Below are 17693 nucleotides of genomic sequence, written 5' to 3' on the forward strand. Positions count from 1 at the left end.
GGGTCAGGGCGTGGGGGATGCCGCGGGGAAGGCCCGCACCGCCACGTCGAGGTCGTCGAAGACGACCGAATCGGGGAACCGCCCGCCCAGTCCGTATCGGTCGAGGCCCGTGAGGATGTCGGGCTCAGGGCGCGCGAGCACGAGGATCGTGCCCCGCGTCTCGAGCCAATCCAGGAGCGACGCGAGATTCTGGGCGGCCGAATAGTCGATGTCCGATATGCCCGCGCAGTCGAGGATCAGCCACCTCACCTTGTCGGGAGCCTTGTCGACGAGCCCTTGGACCTCGTCGACGAACTGCGAGGCGTTCGCGTAGAAGAGGTCTGCGTCGTAGCGGAAGATGATGAGGCCCGGTGCGGACTGCGTGCCGGGCATCGCCTTGTCGTAGGTGTAGCCCTTCTCCGAGCGGACCCCGAGTACGAAGTCGCGCGCCCGATACTGGCGTTCGATGACGTCCAGCAGCGACAGCGCGATGGCCAGCACGACACCTGCCCCCACTCCCACGAGGAACACGGTGAGTGCCGTCGCGATGGCGATGAAGAACTCGCGTCGGCGCTCTCGCGAGACGCGGATGAGGCCCTTGACGTCGATCAGCTCGAGGCCGATGACGAACACGACGCCGGCGAGGACGGCCTTGGGGAGATCCGTCAGCAAGCCCGTGAGGAACAGCAGCACGACGAGCGTGACGGCGACCACGACGAGGTTCGCCACCTGCGTGCGGCCCTTCTGGCCGTCGAGGATCTGCGTCTTCGTCGGCGATCCGTTGACGACGAAGGTGCCGCTGAGTCCGGCGGCGAGGTTCGAGGCTGCCAGACCGATGATGTCGCGGTTGACGTCGGCTCGGTCGCCGTGCTTGGCCGCGAAGCCCCTCGAGGTGGCGGCGCTCTGGGCGATGATGATGATGAAGCACGCGAAGGCCGTCGACAGGACCCCGGGGATGTCGCTCCAGGTCACGCCCTCGGGGATTCCGATGGGCGGCAGCCCACCCTGGATCGCCCCGATCACGTCGACCCCGTAGGACGAGGCATCCGTCAGGGTGGCGATGGTGAGCAGGCCGACCACCGCGATGATGGCGCCCGGCAGCTTCGGCAGCAGGTACTTGAAGCCGAGGATGATGCCGATCGTCGCCGCACCGTAGGCGATCGTGGGCCACGACACGTCGCCGAGGGATGTCATCCACGCCCACTGCTGCTGGAACCAGTTGCCCGAACCCTTGGGCACCCCCAGGAGGTCGGGGATCTGACCGGTGGCCACCTGGATGCCGACACCGGTGAGGAAGCCGATGAGGACGGATGCCGACAGGAAGTCGCCGATGAACCCCAGTCGCAGCACCCGCGCGATGATCAGCAGCACTCCGCACACGAGCGCCGTGAGCCCGCACAGCGCGACCCACTGCGGCGACCCGGGCTGCAGGCCGGAGATCCCGGCCGCAATCAGCCCGCCGGCCAGGATCGCGGCGGTCGCGGAGTCTCCGCCGACCACCAGCAGCTTGGACGAGCCGAGCAGCGCGAAGGCGAGCAGCGGGAGCAGGATCGTGTAGAGCCCCGTGACGATCGGCATCTGCGCGATCGACGTGTAGCCCATCACCTCCGGGATCGCGACCGCCGCCAGTGTGACGCCGGCGATCAGGTCTCGCGCCAGCCATGACCGCTGATAGCCGCGAAGCGATACGGGCACGAGTGCTTGGGGAAAAGGCATGAGGCCTCCGGTCCGGCGGGGCACGTCGAAGCACGTCTGCAGAAGAGCTCGTCAGCGAGAGGTCGGCGCCGCTTTCCGCACCCCGGGACGAGCGGCGATGGCTCATTCTGGTGGATCGAGCACTCATCGCGCCAGTCGGGATGCCCCAGCAGACTCGAAGCCGAACGCCAGCAGGCGAACCATAGGATCGATCCATGGCCGGAATCTGGGGAAAGCGCAAGCACGCCGCCGAAGAACTCGAGTCGCAGGACGCCGATCTCGCCCGACGTGCGCGCACCTCGATCGTGGCGGCCGACGAGCGCATCCGCGTGACGACCGACGAACTCGTCTTCGCCGAGGCGGAGCTCGGGCCCGAGGCCACTCAGGACCTCCGTGCGGCCATCGATGCGGTCCGTCAGCACCTCGGCGAGGCCTTCCACCTGAACCAGCTCAACCACGACGAGATCCCGGATACCCCCGAAGAGCTGCGGACGCGGAACGCGCGCATCGTCCAGCTGTGCGACTGGGCGCAGGAGCTCCTGGACGATCGCACCGAGTCGCTCGCCGAGCGCATCGCCCGGGCGCGTCGCGCTCCCGAGATCCTGGCGACGGTGAGGACGGATGCCGCCACCCTGCGTGCGCTCCTCCCCCAGGCCCGCGAGACGCTGAGCCGCCTGAGCGCGCGCTACTCGGCAGAGGCCCTCCGCCAGATCGAGGGCAACGCCGCCCAGGCCGAGCAGCTCCTCGGCTTCGCCGAGCACAGCGCGGGAGTCTCGGAGCGTCGCCGCGACGCGGGTCAGCGCGAGCAGGCGAACCTGGCCCTCGAGGCCGCCACCGAGGCCGTTCGCCGAGCGGGAACACTCATCGAGGCGGTCGACACCTTCGAGGTCGAGGCGCTCCGCGCGGAGTCGACGCTCGCCGCGGTCGTGGACGATTCGCGTGGCGACCTCATCGCCGCCCGCCACGCGCCGCAGGTTCCGGCGGTGCTGAACGCCGTCCGCGAACTGGAGGCCGCCCTCGCCGCTCTCCCGGCTGCGGGCGTCAACACCGACCCGTTTTCGCAGCTCACGCGCCTTCGCGAGGCGAACGCGGGGCTGGATGCCGCCATCGCGGCCGCCCAGGAGCGCGCGGCGCACCCCGTGCCCGACTTCGCCCACGTCCGCAACGCGATCGACGACGCCGACCGGCAGCTGGCCGTCGCCCGCGATGTCATCGCCGGGCACCGGGGCTGGATCGGCGCCGATGCGCGCACTCGACTCGCCGAAGGCGAACGCATCCGTCTCGATCTCGACCGTTATCTCGGGACGTCGGCCGCAACGGCCATCAGCATCGGCGAAGACCAGCGCGAGCAGGCGCTCGCCGTTGCGCGACGCTCCGCATTCCTCGCGAGCGAGGCGCTCCAGCTGGCTCAGCGCGACATCGAGGCATATCGGCCGCAGGGCTGGGGCGAGCCGGGCAACGGCGGCTGGGGAGCCGGTCAGGGCAGCTGGGGCGGCCGCGGAGCCGGCGTCGGCGGCGGCAACGTCATGGGCGGCCTGCTCGGCGGCCTCATGATCGGCAGCATCCTGGACGGCATCTTCGACTGATCTCGTCGCCACTTCATCCCGTCGCCTACGGAAAGGAGGGATGCCGCAGGCCGCGGCATCCCTCCTTTCTGTGGTCTGCTAAGAGGCCAGCTCGGCCGGAGCCGCCAGCGTCGAGAGCGCGATGACGCCGTAGTCCCAGCCCTTGCGCCGGTACACGACGCTCGGGTGGTCGCTGCGTGCGTCGATGAACAGGAAGAAGTCGTGGCCGACGAGCTCCATGCGATCGACCGCCTCTTCGATCGTCATCCACTCGGCGTCGAAGCTCTTCGTGCGGATGACGACGGGCGTGTAGGCGCCGTCCTCCTCCTCACTCGGGACGACGGGGATGGCACCGGTCGCGACCGAGCGGATGATGTCGAGCGACGCGGGCCGCAGGTCGATGCCCTGGATCTCTCCGCTCTCCTTCTCGAACTTCGCCCCACGCGGGTGGTGACGGGCGTCGACGCGCTTGTCCTTCGCGCGTCGGAGCTGCTCGCACAGCTTGTCGACGGCGAGGTCGAGCGCGGTGAACTTGTCACCGTCCGTCGCCTCGGCCCGGATCACGGGGCCCTTCCCGGCGAGCGTCAGCTCGACGGTGTCGTCCTCGATGCGGCCCTTGTGGTACGCACGATGCGTCACTTTGATGTCGACACGCTGCGCCCGAGGTGCGAGGTGCTCTATGCGGGCGGCCTTCTCTTCGACGACAGATCGGAATCGATCGGTGATACCCACTCCCACGCCGACGATGCTGGTTTCCATCCCTGACCTCCTTGTTCCGGTCCGCCCGGCCAAGGGCGGACCCTGAGTCGCCTTGTCATCCCCACGCTATCTGCGCGCCATGCCCCTGTCACCTGTGAGTTTCGATTGCGTCATCCACGCGTGCCGCGAAGAGGCGTCGCGGCGACCGCGGCGCATCCGACCACCTCGAACCCCGCCGTGCGAAGCACCCGGCCAGCCTCGGCGAGCGTCGCGCCGGTTGTCACGACATCGTCCACGACGACGACGCCGTGCCCCGAGGGAGGTGCTCCGCGCACCGTGAATGCACCGGCGACGTTCCCGCGACGGGCCTCCCGACCGAGGCCGCGCTGGTCGGCCGTGCGATGGGCGACGCGAAGGAGCGGAACCACCTCGAGGCCCGCTCGCCGGGCGATGAGGTCGGGCACCCGGTAGCCGCGACGTCGGAAGGAGGCAGGCGACGTGGGCACCGGCACGACCACGACGGGACCTCTCCCCGAGGACGCGTGCCGGACCGATTCGGCGAGCGCCGGGGCCAGCTGACGCGCGAGGCCTGTGCGCCCCTCCTGCTTGAGCGCGCGCAGCACGCGGGCGGGGACGCCGTCGAAGTCCAGCCCGCTCCACACCGGCTCCCGCCCGATCTGACGACGGTGCGGCGCCGGATGGAGCATCCCCAGACAGGCCGCGCATAGCGGAGCGTCGGGCGCACCGCACCCGGCGCATTCGACCGGCAGGACGAGCGCGAGCGCGTCGGCGAGTGCTGTGCGGACGAGGTCGGGAAGCGGAGTCACCGTTCGACGCTCTCCCAAGAGCGCGCCGGGCGGGCGTGAATCAGCGATTCCGTGCGTTGCCGCTCGCTCCAGCGCTCGGGGGAGGGACGGAGATGCGGCATCCCGGGCGCGCGTGCCGGCCGCAGGGGGTCAGCGGGGTGAGCCCTGCTGGGTGGCGAGCACCAGGATGCCGGAGGCGGTCTGCGGCCAGGTCGCACCGCGCTTGCTGTACAGCGCGCCGGCGGAGTCCTTCACTCGCATCGCGCCCTGCGCCCCCGCGATCTGGGCGGAACCTGATGGGGCGTCGGTGGTCAGAGTCGGGCCCCCCACCACCAGCTCCATCGCCTCGGACTGAGCACCCGAGCCCGTGAGGACGGCGACGGTCGTGTCGTCGAGCCAGGCGAGGGCGGCGCTCTCCCCCGGCAGGGGGGCGAGAGCGCGGGCGGGCTCACCGAGCGCCGAAGGCACCCCGTCGATGTCGCGGACGACTCCAGAGACCCATACCGCGGTCCTTCCACCGGTCACGACCACGGCGGCGAGGCGCGACCCGTCGCGTGAGAGCGACATCGCCGTCACCTGCGTCACCTCGGGCCATGCGCCGGCGATGGCGATCTGCTCGCTCCCGGGCGCGAAGGCGGTGAGCGAGCTCGGCGCATCGCGGGCCACGCTCCACGTGTAGCCGAAGGCGTCGACGGTCGGATCGATCAGTCCTGCCCGCGTGTCGATCTCGAGCACGTCGCCGTCCGCCTCGACCCGCCCGACCGTCCCGCTGGCGAGGCGCACCCCGGCGAAGTCACGGTCCGGCGACACCTGGATCGCAACCGCGTCGACCGTGAGGAGCGCCTGCGACAGCCCTTCGATGGGCTCGAGCTGCTCGCCGCTCAAGAACCCGAAGCCTTCGGCCGTCAGCACCAGCGGAAGCGTGTTGACCCTCGTCGATCGCGTCGATGCGGGCTCGACGTCCAGGGGCGCGGCGCCGGCCGACATCGCGACCGATGAGACTCCGACCGTCCGGAGGGTCGCGGTCAGCTGCGCCTGCATTCGCGAGAGCGTGTCGGCGCTGAGCTCGACGGCCGAGGTGCCGAGCACGACCTGGGCGACGCCGTCCTCGACCGGAACCGAGGGGCGGAGCGACACCGATTCAGGGAAGGCGGTCACGACGGATGCCGCGAGCCAGGGGGCGGGCGGTCCCTCGACGAGGGCATCGGTGACGTAGGTGGCGGCGTTGATCGCGGGGAACCACCGCACGTCGGGCACGAGGAACTGCGCCGTCGGATCGAAGTACATCAGCGAGGCGCGCCGGAACACCGTCGAGAACTGCGAGGTGTCGAGGATGAGCCCATCAGGAGCCTCTGTGATGCGCCACTCGCCGTCCTCCTGCAGCGCTAGCTCGAACGGCACGGTGGTCGATCGCTCCTCGGACTCGGCGTAGGAGCCGATGTCGTCGACGTTGGCGACCGGAGCCAGCGTGAGGAGGACCTGTCCCTCGGACGGTGCTGCGAACTCCCGATCGCCCGGACGGTCGACGGTGACCCCGGACCTCGGATCCCAATCGCTCCCCGGGGCGAGGTACTCCCTGGCCACGCTCCAATTGCCGTCGGCACCGGGGCCTGTGCCCGCGCGGATGAAGCCGTCGACGATCTCCTCGGGCGTCGCGCCCGGCTGGGGACTGTCAGGCTGGAATGCGAAGTCGGGATTGCCCGCCTCGGCGTCGGCGGGCAGTCCCGGGTTGACCGGTCCCGCGGTGGGCAGACCGGAGCAGCCTGCGAGAGCCAGGACGACGGCGGTGAGCGCCGCGGCCAGGATGCCCCTCCGCCGCCTGAGCGGACCCCTCGGTGCCCACCTGCTCCGCGGCATCACGTGGCCGCTCCTCGGGCCGGAGCATCCGTCCCGATCTCTATGGGCTGCGTGCGGGCGAACTCGTCGGATTGCTCTTCGACGGGCTCGAGCCGAATCGGCGAAGGAGTCGTGAGGCGGCCGCCGCTGCGCGGCAGCGTCAGGACGAAGTGCGAGCCGTGGCCGAGCTCCGACCAGACGGTCAGCTCGCCCCCGTGCAGGCGCGCATCGCCGAGGGCGATCGAGAGTCCGAGCCCCGTGCCTCCGATCGTCCGGGTGCGCGACGGATCCGCGCGCCAGAAGCGGTCGAACACGTGCTCGACCTCTCCCGGACGCATGCCGAGCCCGAAGTCGCGGACGCCCAGCGCGACGGCCTGCTGACTGCTGTCGACGGTGACGACGATGGGACGCTGCTCGCCGTGCTCGATCGCATTTCCGAGCAGGTTGCGCACGATGCGGCGGATCCGGCGCGGATCCATGTCGACCGGCGTGTAGCCGCCGGGCGCGACGAGCCGCACATCCGTCCCGTGCTGCTCCGCCAGCTGGTGCATCGACGCGATGACGTCCTCGGCGAGGTGCGCGAGGCTCGTCGGCTCGAGCTCGAGCTGCACCGAGCCCGCGTCGTACCGGCTGATCTCCAGCAGGTCGGTGAGGAGGGTCTCGAAGCGCTGGACCTGCGCGTTGAGCAGCTCGGCCGCACGCGCGGTGGCGGGATCGAACTCATCCCGCTGGTCGTTGATCATGTCGGCGGCGAGCCGGATGGTGGTGAGAGGGGTGCGCAGCTCGTGCGAGACATCCGACACGAATCGCTGCTGGACGAGCGACAGGTCGGCGAGCTCCTTGATCTGGGACTCGATGCTGTCGGCCATCGCGTTGAACGACCGCCCGAGCGTCGCCAGCTCGTCCTCGCCGCGCACCGGGAGCCGCACCGTGAGCTGCCCGGCAGCCAGCCGCTCGCTGGTCTCTGCCGCTTCGCTGATGGGCGTCGTCACCGACCGCAGCACGAACCATGCGATGCCGCCGATGAGGAGCACCAGGCCGATTCCGACCACCCACAGTGTGAACTGGATGAAGCCGAGGGTCCCCGCCGCGCTGCCGAGGTCGTAGGCGAAGTACAGCTCGTACGCGCCCACCTCCGGCAGGACCAGCTGCTGACCGACCAGGATTCCGGGCATGGTGCCGCCGTCCTGGGCCGGAAGCGCGACCGACTGCCACCACTGCGGCTCGGCGCTCGACCGCACCGCGAGGCGCATGCCATCGGTGATGATCTCCTTGTCGAAGCCGCCGATGGTGAAGTCCTGCGGCGCCTGCGGCGCAGTGCGGTCGATGCGCGCGGCCGCGATCATGTCGGTCGAGGCCTGCTGCACGAGGATCGCCAGGACGCTGTTCATGAGGGTCTGAAGCTGAACGCTGTCGCCCGTCTGCACCGCGGCGTCGTCCAGGGTCTCCTGGGCGGCGGACGTGGCCTGCCGGGCATCGGCGAGTGCCTCCTCCTTGCGCGAGACGAAGAGCTCGTTCTGCATCACGAGGGCCATCCACACGCACGCGACGAGCACCGCGGCGGCGGTGAGCGCGAGCGTCACCACGACGATGCGGAACCTCAGCGATCGGCGCCAGAGCCGGGCGAGGTCGTCCGGCCAGCCGCGCCATTGACGCCAGCCGCCGAACGCCCGGCGCGTGGCGGAGCCGGGAGCGGCCCTCATCGCGCCCGTGGACATCACGGTCGTCTCACACCACCGCGCCGGCCCGGTAGCCCACTCCGCGGACCGTCGTGACGATCTTCGGGTTGTCGGGGTCCAGCTCGACCTTCGCGCGCAGGCGCTGCACGTGGACGTTCACCAGCCGGGTGTCGGCCTTGTAGTGATAGCCCCACACCTGCTCGAGGAGCATCTCACGCGAGAAGACCTGCTGCGGCTTCGAGGCGAGCGCGACGAGCAGTTCGAACTCGAGCGGCGTGAGTGCGATCGGGTCGTCGCCGCGACGCACTTCGTGGGCCGCGACGTCGACAGTCAGATCGCCGATGCGCAGGGTCTCGCTGGGGGCCTGCGCGGCCGGGCGCAGCCGCGTGCGGATGCGCGCGACGAGCTCTTTCGGATTGAACGGCTTGACGATGTAGTCGTCCGCTCCCGATTCGAGGCCCTTCACGACATCTGCGGTGTCGGTGCGGGCGGTGAGCATGATGATCGGGATGCCGCTCTCCTGGCGGATCCGCGTGCAGACCTCGATCCCGTCGATGCCCGGGAGCATGAGGTCGAGAAGCACCAGATCGGGACGCTCGCTGCGCCATGCGTCGACGGCCTTGGCCCCGTCCGCGCAGAAGGCGGTCTCGAAGCCTTCGGTGCGCAGCACGATGCCGATCATCTCGGCAAGTGCGGTGTCGTCGTCGACCACCAGGATGCGTGATGTCATCGCGCGCGTTCGTCCTTATCGTCCAGCCTCAGAGCCCAGCGGTCGTTGCCCGCCGCTTCGCCATGGCGCACACTGTCGACACACTAGCCGACCCTGCCTGGGGAGGGCGTCGATGACACCTGGGGAGCCGCCGAACGCCGCGGACCATATGACACGATAGGGATCTGCCCGACACCTGCCGTGGGGCGCGAGCAGGGCACGAGGAGGAGCTGTGACCGCCTATCCGGTCTGGACGCCGGCATCCCGCCCGGGAATCATCCCGCTGCATCCGCTGACGTTCGGGACCATCCTGGGCCGCTCGTTCGCCGCGCTGCGTCAGAACCCGCGCGTGCTGCTCGGCTTCGCCCTGTGTGTGCAGACCATTGCCTACGTCGTCGTCCTGGTCGCGCTCGGCGGCATCGCATGGGCGTCCTTCTCGCGGCTCGACACCGTCCAGCAGGGATCCGACGAGTTCAACGCCATCATGGCGGGTTCGATCGCCATCACCGCGGTCGCCGGCATCGTCCTCGGCTTCGCGGCGATGGCGCTCAGCGTCATCGTCCAGGGCGTCGTCGTCACCGAGGTCTCGCACGCCGCGGTCGCAGAGAAGCTCTCGCTCCGTGCGCTCTGGCAGGAGCTGAAGCCCGTCGCATGGCGGCTCGTCGGCTATGCCCTGCTGCTCATCGCGGTCATGGTCGTCGCGTTCGCCGTCGTCGGCGTCGCGCTCTTCGGTCTGGGCACCGTCGCGCCGCCCGCGGCCGTCGGCGTGGGACTGGTGGTCGTCCTCGCGCTGGTCCCCATCGTGCTGTGGCTCTCCACGAAGCTCTTCATCGTGCCGGCCGCGATCATCCTCGAGCGCGCGCCGATCGGCATCGCGATCGGGCGGTCCTGGCGCCTCACGCGCCGGCGCTTCTGGTCGACGCTCGGGATCGTGGTTCTGCTCAACCTCATCTTCAGCGGCATCGCGCAGGTGATCAGCCTGCCCTTCTCGTTCCTCTCGACCGGGCTGACCACCGTCATCGCGCCGACCGGCGACCCGAATGCGACGGCGATCATCACGCTTCTCGCCTCCGCGCTGCTGACTCAGGCCGTCGTCCTGCTGATCCAGTCGGTCGCGCTCGTTGTGCAGTCGACGGCAGCGGCTCTCGTCTACATCGACTGCCGCATGCGTCACGAAGGGCTCGACCTCGACCTCCTGACCTATGTCGAGCGGCGGGATGCCGGTGCCACCGCCCTCTCGAACCCCTATCTCGAGCACATCGGGCGTGAGATGGCGCCCCGTGGGCCGCAGTACCCGCCGAGCGCGTATGCGCCTGCCGGATACGCCTATGGCCAGCCGGGCGTCTACCCGGGGCAGCCAGGCGCCTATCCCGGTGCATACGCCCAGGGCTATCCGGGTCGGACCGGGTACCCGCAGGCGGGGTACCCGCAAGCGGGGTACCCGCAGGTTTACGGGCAGCCCGCGCCGCCCCCGGCTTACCCTCCGGCCACCCCGACGACCGCCGCCCCCTCTCCTGAGGCATACCGCGCCTCTGCGCCGCCCGCCGATTCCGAACGGCCCGTCGCAGACCCCACACCCCAGGACGGCTCGCCGGAGCAGAGCGCCACCACCTGGGCGGCGCCCGGCGATTCCGCAAATGCTCCGGACCGCGATTCGCCGTGGGCCTGAGAGCCCTCGTCCATCCGGTGCTCGCCGACGCGGTGCCGCCGCTGACCCCCGACGGCGAGGAAGCCCGCCAGTGGGCTGAGCGGGAGCTGTCGAAGCCGGTCTACGCCGAGGCCCAGCCAACGCTGTTCGACCGCGTTTCGCAGGCGATCGGCCAGTTCTTCGAGCGCCTCTTCTCGACAGAGCTCGAGGGCCCGTGGGGCTCCACGTTCACCATCGTCGCCGCCATCGTCGTCATCGGGCTGATCGTCGCGGCCTTCCTCGTGTGGGGTCTGCCCCGCGCGACCCGTCGCTCGCGCACGGCGGTGGCGGAGCTCTTCGGCGAGGCGGAGGAGCGACCGGCGTCGGCCCTGCGCGCCGCGGCGGAGTCGCACGCCCGGCAGGGCGAGTGGGATGCCGCCATCGTGCTCCGCTTCCGGGCCCTCGCGCGGGCCCTCACCGAACGCGGTGTGGTGGACACTCCGCCGGGCACGACCGTCCACGGCTTCGCGCGACGCGCTGCGCGCGCCTTCCCCGGCCAGGCCGCGTCCCTGGAGGATGCCGCGGGCGCATTCGACGACGTCCGCTATCTGCGCCGGCCCGGCACCGCCGAGCTCTACGGTCGGGTCGCCGAGGTGGATGAGGCGGTCGCGTCGGCGCGACCGCTCGTCTCGAGCGAGGCGACCGCGTGACCGCGCAGAGCGTCGCCGAGGCGGCATCCGAAGTCATGCCGTCCCGGGAATCCTCTCGCCGACGCCGGGTCGGGGGATGGATCGCGATCGCCGTCGTGCTCGTCCTCGTCGGGGGAATCGGGGTCGTCCTCGCGGGACTCTCGCAGTGGGCGCAGCGGGATGCGCTCGACCCCGAGTCGGCGGGTCCCCACGGAACCAGGGCGCTCGCCGAGATCCTCCGCGAGCACGGGGTGGAGGTGGTCGTGGCGCGCGATCGCGCCGCGGTGCGCGACGCGCTGGTCCCCTCGTCGACGCTCGTCCTTCCCGACATGCCGGCGCTCTCGGATGCGGCCGTCCGCGCCGTCTCGGACGACTTCGACGACGTCGTGCTCATCGAACCTCGCGCGCGCACGCTGCGCCTCTTCCTTCCCGGATCGAGCCCCGCCGGCTTCGCTGCGGACGAGCCCGTCGAACCCGCGTGCGAGCTTCCCGAGGCCGACAGGTCGGGTGCCGTCGCACCCGGCGCCGTGTACCAGCCGGGCTCCGACATACAGGCGTGCTATCCGTCTGCCGACGCCTACGGTCTGCTCGTCGCCGAGAATTCCGGGCGGCGTGTCAGCGCGGTCGACGGTCGCGCGCTCTTCGCCAACGAATCGCTGGCCGAGGATGGCAACGCCGCGCTCGGCGTCAACCTGATGGGGCGGCATCCCCTCGTCGTCTGGTACGTCCCCGGCGCCGGCGACACCGACCTGACGGGCGACCCGACGCTCGGCGAGCTGACCCCGCCGTGGGTGAGTCCCGTCATCGTCCTGCTGCTCGTGGCGGGAATCGTCGCCGGCGTGTGGCGCGGGCGGCGGTTCGGCCCGCTCGTACCCGAGCGGCTTCCTGTCACCGTGCGCGCGTCCGAGACCACGGAGGGCCGTGCGCGGCTCTACGCGCGCTCGCGCGATGCCGTCCACGCCATCGATCAGCTGCGGATCTCTGCACTCGGGCGTCTTTCGCGCAGGCTCGGCCTCGGGCCGACGGCGAGCGCGGGTGAGATCGCCGACGCCTCGGCCGACCGCCTCGGCTGGGACCGGCGGACCGTGCGCGGCATCCTGATGGATGAACTGCCCGCGAACGATGCCGACCTGGTCGCGCTGCGCGACCGGCTCCGCCACCTCGAGGAGGCGGTCCGTCAGGCCGTCCGCCCGGAAAGGAACGCTCCATGACCGACGCCACTCCGCACTCCGCGGCGCCCCCGACGGCCGACCAGCTGAGGGATGCCATGAACCGCGTCCGGCTCGAGGTGGGAAAGGCCGTGGTTGGGCAGGACGGCACTGTCACGGGACTGCTCATCGCACTGCTCTCGCGCGGCCATGTGCTGCTGGAGGGCGTGCCGGGAGTCGCCAAGACGCTGCTGGTGCGGTCGTTCTCGACGGCGCTCGGGCTCGACACGAAGCGCATCCAGTTCACGCCCGACCTCATGCCGGGTGATGTCTCGGGATCACTCGTGTACGACGCGAAGTCCGGCGAGTTCGAGTTCCGCGAGGGCCCCGTGTTCACCAATGTGGTGCTCGCCGACGAGATCAACCGCACACCGCCGAAGACGCAGTCGGCGCTGCTCGAGGCGATGGAGGAGCGCCAGGTCTCGACGGACGGCGTGACCCGGCCCCTGCCCGCACCGTTCCTCGTCGCGGCGACGCAGAACCCCATCGAGCACGAGGGCACCTACACGCTGCCCGAGGCTCAGCTCGACCGGTTCCTGCTGAAGCTCATCGTCGACGTCCCGCCGAGGGAGGCGGAGCTCGCGGTGCTGCGTCGTCACGCGGGCGGGTTCGACCCGCGCGACCTCACCGCCGCCGGATTGTCCCCAGTGGTCTCGGCGGATGAGATCCGGGCGGCGCAGCGGGCCGCGGCATCCGTCACCGTCGCCGACGACGTCCTCGGCTACGTCGTGGACCTCGCCCAGGCCACACGGCGCAGCCCCTCGGTGCAGCTCGGCGTGAGCCCCCGCGCCTCGACCGCGCTCCTCGCGGCCAGCAAGGCGTGGGCATGGCTCGGCGGGTACCCGGCCATCACCCCCGACCACGTGCAGACGATGCTCGTGCCGACCTGGCGCCATCGCATCCGGCTGCGCGCCGACGCAGAGCTCGAGGGCGTGTCGGTCGATGCCGTGCTCGGCTCGGTCGTGCAGCAGACCCGCGTGCCCATCTAGGCGCCGATGTACGTCACCGGTCGCCTCCCCCTCCTCGTCGGCCTCGGCGCGGTGCCCGTCGTGCTTGTCTCGCTGGGCGGAGTGGACGCGTGGGCGGCAGCCGGGGCATGGATCGCGCTGTGCGCCATCGCCGCGGGGATCGATGCGGCGGTCGCACCCTCACCACGCGCCCTTCGCATCAATCGGGACCTCCCCCGCCGCGCCCTTCTCGGCGAGCGCGTCGAGACGGAGCTGCGGCTCTACAACTCCGGCACACGCCGAGTGCGAGGACGCCTGCGCGACGCGTGGCAGCCGACGGCAGGGGCGCCCTTCGAACGGCTCCCGCTCGATGTGCCGAGCGGGGAGTCTCGGCGGCTCGCCGTGCCTCTCCTGCCGCGCCGCCGCGGCGAGCTGCGGTCGCAGTTCGTCGTGGTCCGGTCGGACGGACCGCTCCGTCTCGCCGGCCGCCAGTCGCGGCTCGACGCCCCCGGAGCAGTGCGGGTCCTGCCGCCCTTCACCGCGCGCCGGCACCTGCCGTCCCGCCTCGCCCGTCTACGCGAGCTGGACGGATCGACGAGCGTGCAGATGCGCGGCCAGGGCACTGAGTTCGACAGCCTCCGGGAGTACGTCAGAGGCGACGATGTCCGGTCGATCGACTGGCGGGCGACCGCACGGTCCACTGCGACGATGCTGAGGACGTGGCGACCGGAGCGGGACCGCCACGTGGTCATCGTGATCGACACGGGCCGCACCGCGGCGGCACGCGTAGGCGACGGCGTGCGTCTGGACGCGGCGATGGAGGCGGCTCTCCTGCTGGCGGCGCTCGCCGCGCGCGCCGGCGACCACACGCACCTCATCATGTTCGACCGGGTGATGCGCGCCCGGGTGACGCGTGTCGACGGGCCCGCGCTGCTGCCCGCTCTCGTCGATGCGATGGCGCCCGTCGAGCCGCAGCTGATCGACACGGATTGGGATGCCGCCTTCGCACAGGTGCGCGCTCTGACCTCCCGGCCGTCGCTCGTCGTCCTTCTGACCGCACAGGACGCCCCCGACGCCGCCCGTGGATTCCTCGGCTCACTGCCCGCTCTCGCCCGGCGCACCCACGTCCTGGTGGGAACGGTGACCGATTCCCCCCCTCCACCCGAAGCTCGTCCCGACGCAGCCGACGTCTACCGCGAGGCGGCGGCCGCGCGCACCGAGCGGGATGCGGCGGCGGTCGCGGCGGCCATCGGCCGGGCGGGAGGCGAGGCGATCGCGGACACGCCCGAAGCCCTCCCGCCGCGCATCGCGGATCGGTACCTCGCGTTGAAGGCGGCCGGCCGCCTCTGAGCGGCAGATGACGGCGGATTGCGCGCATGCAACTGCGATCGGCGCGGTTTCCTGAGAGTCTGCTGATGATGTCCTAGGCTCTTCCGTGGGCGGCAATCCCGCCGTCTCGCATGTGAAGGAGACTCCAGGCGATGAGTGATCCACGTCCTGACAAGCCCGTCAAGCCCACCCCGCTGGAGCACACGCCCACCGCGCCGTCGTCGGCCGCGGTGCTGGCGGCTGAGGGCTTCGGCACCTTCCTGCTCGTGCTCGGCGTCATCAGCACGGCTCTGTTCGCATCCGACTTCGGCGTGGCGGAGAACGGCACCTCGCTCGGCGTCGGGTTCCTGGGCGTCTCGCTCGCGGTCGGCCTCACCGTCGTCGCCGGCGCGTATGCCTTCGGCCCCATCTCGGGCGGCCACTTCAACCCCGCGGTCACCCTGGGCCTGGCCGCCGCGGGCCGATTCCCGTGGCGGAACGTCCTCGGCTACATCGTCGTGCAGATCATCGGCGGTCTGATCGCGACGACGGTCATCGTGCTCATCGGGTTCTCCGGCCCCGACGGGTGGCTCAGCTCGAAGCAGGACGGCGGCTTCGCGAGCAACGGATGGGGCAACCTGTCGCCCGGCGGCTTCGGCATCGGCGGAGCGATCGTGGTCGAGACGCTCTTCACGGCCCTCTTCGTCATCGTGATCCTCGGCGTCACCCACTCGACGCGCGGCAACCCGGCCTTCGCCGGCCTCGTCATCGGCCTCACGCTGACGCTCATCCACCTCGCGACGATCCCGATCGACAACACGTCGGTGAACCCGGCTCGCTCGATCGCCACGGCGGTCTACGGCGGCGGTGAGGCCCTCGCGCAGCTGTGGGTCTTCATCGTCTTCCCGATCCTCGGCGCCCTCATCGCGGGTTACGCCTACCGCGCCCTCTTCGACGGCACGAAGAAGGCCTGACACTCCAGCAGTTGGAAGGGGCTCGGGCGCTGCGGCGCCCGAGCCCCTTCCTTTGCGCCGGCAGGAATCCCGGCAGGGCCGGAATGACTCAGCCGGCGACGAGCGTGGGCGTGCCCGCCTCGAACTCGGTGAGGTCGCCGGTCTCGCCCAGCCGGTGCGCCCGGCGCCCGACGACGAGCATGTACACCAGGAAGACGGCGAGGGCCGCCGTGCCGATGCCGATCTTCACCGGCCACGGCCAGGGCTGGGCCGTCACGAAGCCTTCGACGAGGCCTGAGAGACCGAGCGCGAGGATGAGCCCGATCGCGATGGTGGCGAGCGACCGCCCCGCCGAGGCGAGCGCCTCGCCGCGGGAGCGTCGCCCTGGCGCCACCCACGCCCAGAAGATGTGGAGACCGGCCGCCGCCGCGACGAAGATGCTCGTGAGCTCGAGCTGTCCGTGCGGGAGGATGAAGAGGAGGAAGACGTCGCCGCGGCCGTAGGCGATCATGACGGCGGCCGCTGTGCCGACGCCGACGGCGTTCTGGACGACGGCCATGATCGGCCAGATGCCCGTGATGCCGAACAGCACGCACTGCGCCGCGATCCACGCGTTGTTGGTCCAGACCGTTCCTGCGAAGACGGCCGCCGGGTTCTCGCTGTAGTAGCCCGTGAACGCATTCTCGGCGTAGTACGACAGCTGGGCATCGCTGCCCAGCGTCGCGATCAGGGCCGGGTCCCCCGACACCCAGAACGCGACGGTCCCGGCCACGATCAGGAATGCGACGGCGATCACGAGCGTCGTCCATCGCACCCGGTAGAGCGCCGCCGGCAGCTGCAGCACGAAGAACCGCGGAATCTGCCGCAGCACGTTCTCCGGCCCTCCGGTGAGCCGCAGCCGGGCGCGGGCGAGCATCGTCGACACGTGGTCGCCGTGCGGCGTCCGGCCCGCGGAGGTCTTGATGTCGGCGAGGTCGGCCGACGCCGCGCGGTACCGCGTGACGAGCTCGTCCACCTCGGCGCCCGACAGCGAGCGCATGCGGCTCAGCTCGTCGAGGCGCATCCACTCTCCTCTGCGGGCGGCCGAGAGTGCGTCCAGGTCCATGGGTGTTTACTGTACCCATGCCCCAGGCGCCCGCCCCGATCGTCGTGGACGTCATGCAGGACGAGATCCTCACCGGCGAGGCCGTCGCCCTCGACGTGCAGCCGATCGGCTACTTCCTCAGGGCCCTCGGATGCTTCATCGACGTGGTCGTCGGCATCCTGCTCCTCATCGTCTTCGGGCTCGTCTCGTCGTGGCTGATCGGCTCCAACGTGCTCGATTCGGCGGTCTTCCCGATCCTCGCGGTCTCTGCGCTCGTGCTGGTGACCGTGGTGCTGCCCACCGTCGTCGAGACGGCCTCCCGGGGTCGCAGTCTCGGCCGGCTCGTCACGGGAGGGCGGGTCGTGCGAGTGGACGGCGGATCAGCGGGCTTCCGCCAGGCCTTCATCCGGGCCCTCGTCGGCGTCTTCGAGATCTGGTTCACTGCGGGCGCCGTTGCGGCGATCGTCGGGGCCTTCACGCCCCGTTCGCAGCGGCTCGGCGACCTGATGGCCGGCACTTACGCGGAGCGCACGCGCACTCCCGCACTGCCGCCCTCGGCCCCCGGTGTGCCCCCGGCCCTGCTCGGATGGGCCGGCGTCGCCGACGTCGCCCGGCTGCCGGATCGGCTGAGCCGCCGCACCGCGCAGTTCGTCTCGCACGCCGACAGCCTCCAGCCCTCGGCGCGTGCACGCATCGCGGCATCCCTCGCCGCAGAGGCTCGATCATTCGTCTCGCCGGTGCCGCCCGTCGACCCCGAGACCTTCCTGCGCGGGATCGCGGCGGTGCGGCGCGATCGCGAGCTGCATGCCCTGGGGCTGGAGACTCAGCGCGTCGCGTCCCTCACGTCGGGCACGACCGACGCGCCGCGGGGCTTTCCGCAGCGCTGACCTGCAGAACTCCGTCGATCCT

15 protein-coding genes are annotated in these 17693 nt (G+C 71.0%); 8 read left to right on the forward strand and 7 right to left on the reverse strand.

Annotation, left to right across the window (positions count from 1 at the left end; translation table 11 throughout):
* Nucleotides 1–3: 3 nt before the first annotated feature.
* Nucleotides 4–1695 carry a SulP family inorganic anion transporter gene (locus tag AC1DP3_RS06480; RefSeq protein ID WP_477292313.1) on the reverse strand — a complete coding sequence of 564 codons (1692 nt, stop codon included), beginning with the start codon at nucleotides 1693–1695 and terminating at the stop codon, nucleotides 4–6.
* 194 nt (nucleotides 1696–1889) lie between these two features.
* Between AC1DP3_RS06480 and AC1DP3_RS06485 the strand changes: the two genes are divergently transcribed.
* The gene (locus AC1DP3_RS06485) at nucleotides 1890–3260 is read left to right on the forward strand and encodes a coiled-coil domain-containing protein (RefSeq protein WP_477292314.1); all 1371 of its coding nucleotides are present in this window, start codon (nucleotides 1890–1892) and stop codon (nucleotides 3258–3260) included.
* Between the two features lie 78 nt (nucleotides 3261–3338).
* On the opposite strand, the gene hpf is transcribed toward AC1DP3_RS06485, so the two are convergent.
* From hpf to mtrA, 5 genes are all read right to left on the reverse strand, one after another.
* Nucleotides 3339–3998, reverse strand: coding sequence for a ribosome hibernation-promoting factor, HPF/YfiA family (gene hpf / locus AC1DP3_RS06490; RefSeq protein WP_477292315.1), 660 nt, complete (start codon nucleotides 3996–3998; stop codon nucleotides 3339–3341).
* Between the two features lie 110 nt (nucleotides 3999–4108).
* The gene (locus AC1DP3_RS06495) at nucleotides 4109–4765 is read right to left on the reverse strand and encodes a ComF family protein (protein ID WP_477292316.1); all 657 of its coding nucleotides are present in this window, start codon (nucleotides 4763–4765) and stop codon (nucleotides 4109–4111) included.
* 129 nt (nucleotides 4766–4894) lie between these two features.
* Entirely contained in the window at nucleotides 4895–6601 is a 1707-nt protein-coding gene (locus AC1DP3_RS06500) for an LpqB family beta-propeller domain-containing protein (RefSeq protein WP_477292317.1), read from the reverse strand.
* Nucleotides 6601–8283, reverse strand: a complete 1683-nt coding sequence (gene mtrB, locus AC1DP3_RS06505; RefSeq protein WP_477292360.1) for an MtrAB system histidine kinase MtrB — start codon at nucleotides 8281–8283, stop codon at nucleotides 6601–6603. The genes AC1DP3_RS06500 and mtrB overlap by 1 nt, the downstream gene beginning before the upstream one ends.
* A gap of 25 nt (nucleotides 8284–8308) precedes the next feature.
* Nucleotides 8309–8989 carry an MtrAB system response regulator MtrA gene (gene mtrA / locus AC1DP3_RS06510; RefSeq protein ID WP_477292318.1) on the reverse strand — a complete coding sequence of 227 codons (681 nt, stop codon included), beginning with the start codon at nucleotides 8987–8989 and terminating at the stop codon, nucleotides 8309–8311.
* Nucleotides 8990–9200: 211 nt separating this feature from the next.
* Here mtrA and AC1DP3_RS06515 point away from each other — a divergent pair, with 211 nt between their 5' ends.
* The 6 genes from AC1DP3_RS06515 (at nucleotide 9201) to AC1DP3_RS06540 (ending at nucleotide 15721) form a co-directional block, all read left to right on the forward strand.
* Nucleotides 9201–10637: a DUF7847 domain-containing protein gene (locus AC1DP3_RS06515; RefSeq protein ID WP_477292319.1), complete on the forward strand. Its 1437-nt coding sequence runs from the start codon at nucleotides 9201–9203 to the stop codon at nucleotides 10635–10637.
* A complete protein-coding gene (locus tag AC1DP3_RS06520) occupies nucleotides 10628–11305 on the forward strand; it encodes a DUF4129 domain-containing protein (RefSeq protein ID WP_477292320.1) in 678 nt (225 codons plus the stop codon). The genes AC1DP3_RS06515 and AC1DP3_RS06520 overlap by 10 nt, the downstream gene beginning before the upstream one ends.
* Nucleotides 11302–12495 carry a DUF4350 domain-containing protein gene (locus AC1DP3_RS06525; RefSeq protein ID WP_477292321.1) on the forward strand — a complete coding sequence of 398 codons (1194 nt, stop codon included), beginning with the start codon at nucleotides 11302–11304 and terminating at the stop codon, nucleotides 12493–12495. Before AC1DP3_RS06520 ends, AC1DP3_RS06525 begins: the two co-directional genes overlap by 4 nt.
* Nucleotides 12492–13481 (forward strand): AAA family ATPase, encoded by a 990-nt coding sequence (locus AC1DP3_RS06530; RefSeq protein WP_477292322.1) that lies wholly within the window; start codon nucleotides 12492–12494, stop codon nucleotides 13479–13481. The genes AC1DP3_RS06525 and AC1DP3_RS06530 overlap by 4 nt, the downstream gene beginning before the upstream one ends.
* 6 nt (nucleotides 13482–13487) lie before the next feature.
* Nucleotides 13488–14789 (forward strand): DUF58 domain-containing protein, encoded by a 1302-nt coding sequence (locus tag AC1DP3_RS06535; RefSeq protein ID WP_477292323.1) that lies wholly within the window; start codon nucleotides 13488–13490, stop codon nucleotides 14787–14789.
* A gap of 131 nt (nucleotides 14790–14920) precedes the next feature.
* On the forward strand, nucleotides 14921–15721 hold the full coding sequence (locus AC1DP3_RS06540; protein WP_477292324.1) for an aquaporin: 801 nt from the start codon (nucleotides 14921–14923) through the stop codon (nucleotides 15719–15721).
* 88 nt (nucleotides 15722–15809) lie between these two features.
* Here the strand turns inward: AC1DP3_RS06540 and AC1DP3_RS06545 are convergent, their stop codons facing one another.
* Entirely contained in the window at nucleotides 15810–16805 is a 996-nt protein-coding gene (locus AC1DP3_RS06545; protein WP_477292325.1) for a stage II sporulation protein M, read from the reverse strand.
* 17 nt (nucleotides 16806–16822) lie between these two features.
* Here AC1DP3_RS06545 and AC1DP3_RS06550 point away from each other — a divergent pair, with 17 nt between their 5' ends.
* Complete coding sequence (locus tag AC1DP3_RS06550) at nucleotides 16823–17671, forward strand: RDD family protein (RefSeq protein WP_477292326.1); 849 nt, start codon at nucleotides 16823–16825, stop codon at nucleotides 17669–17671.
* The last annotated feature ends 22 nt before the right edge of the window (nucleotides 17672–17693 follow it).

The organism is Microbacterium sp. P5_B6 (genome assembly GCF_056400345.1).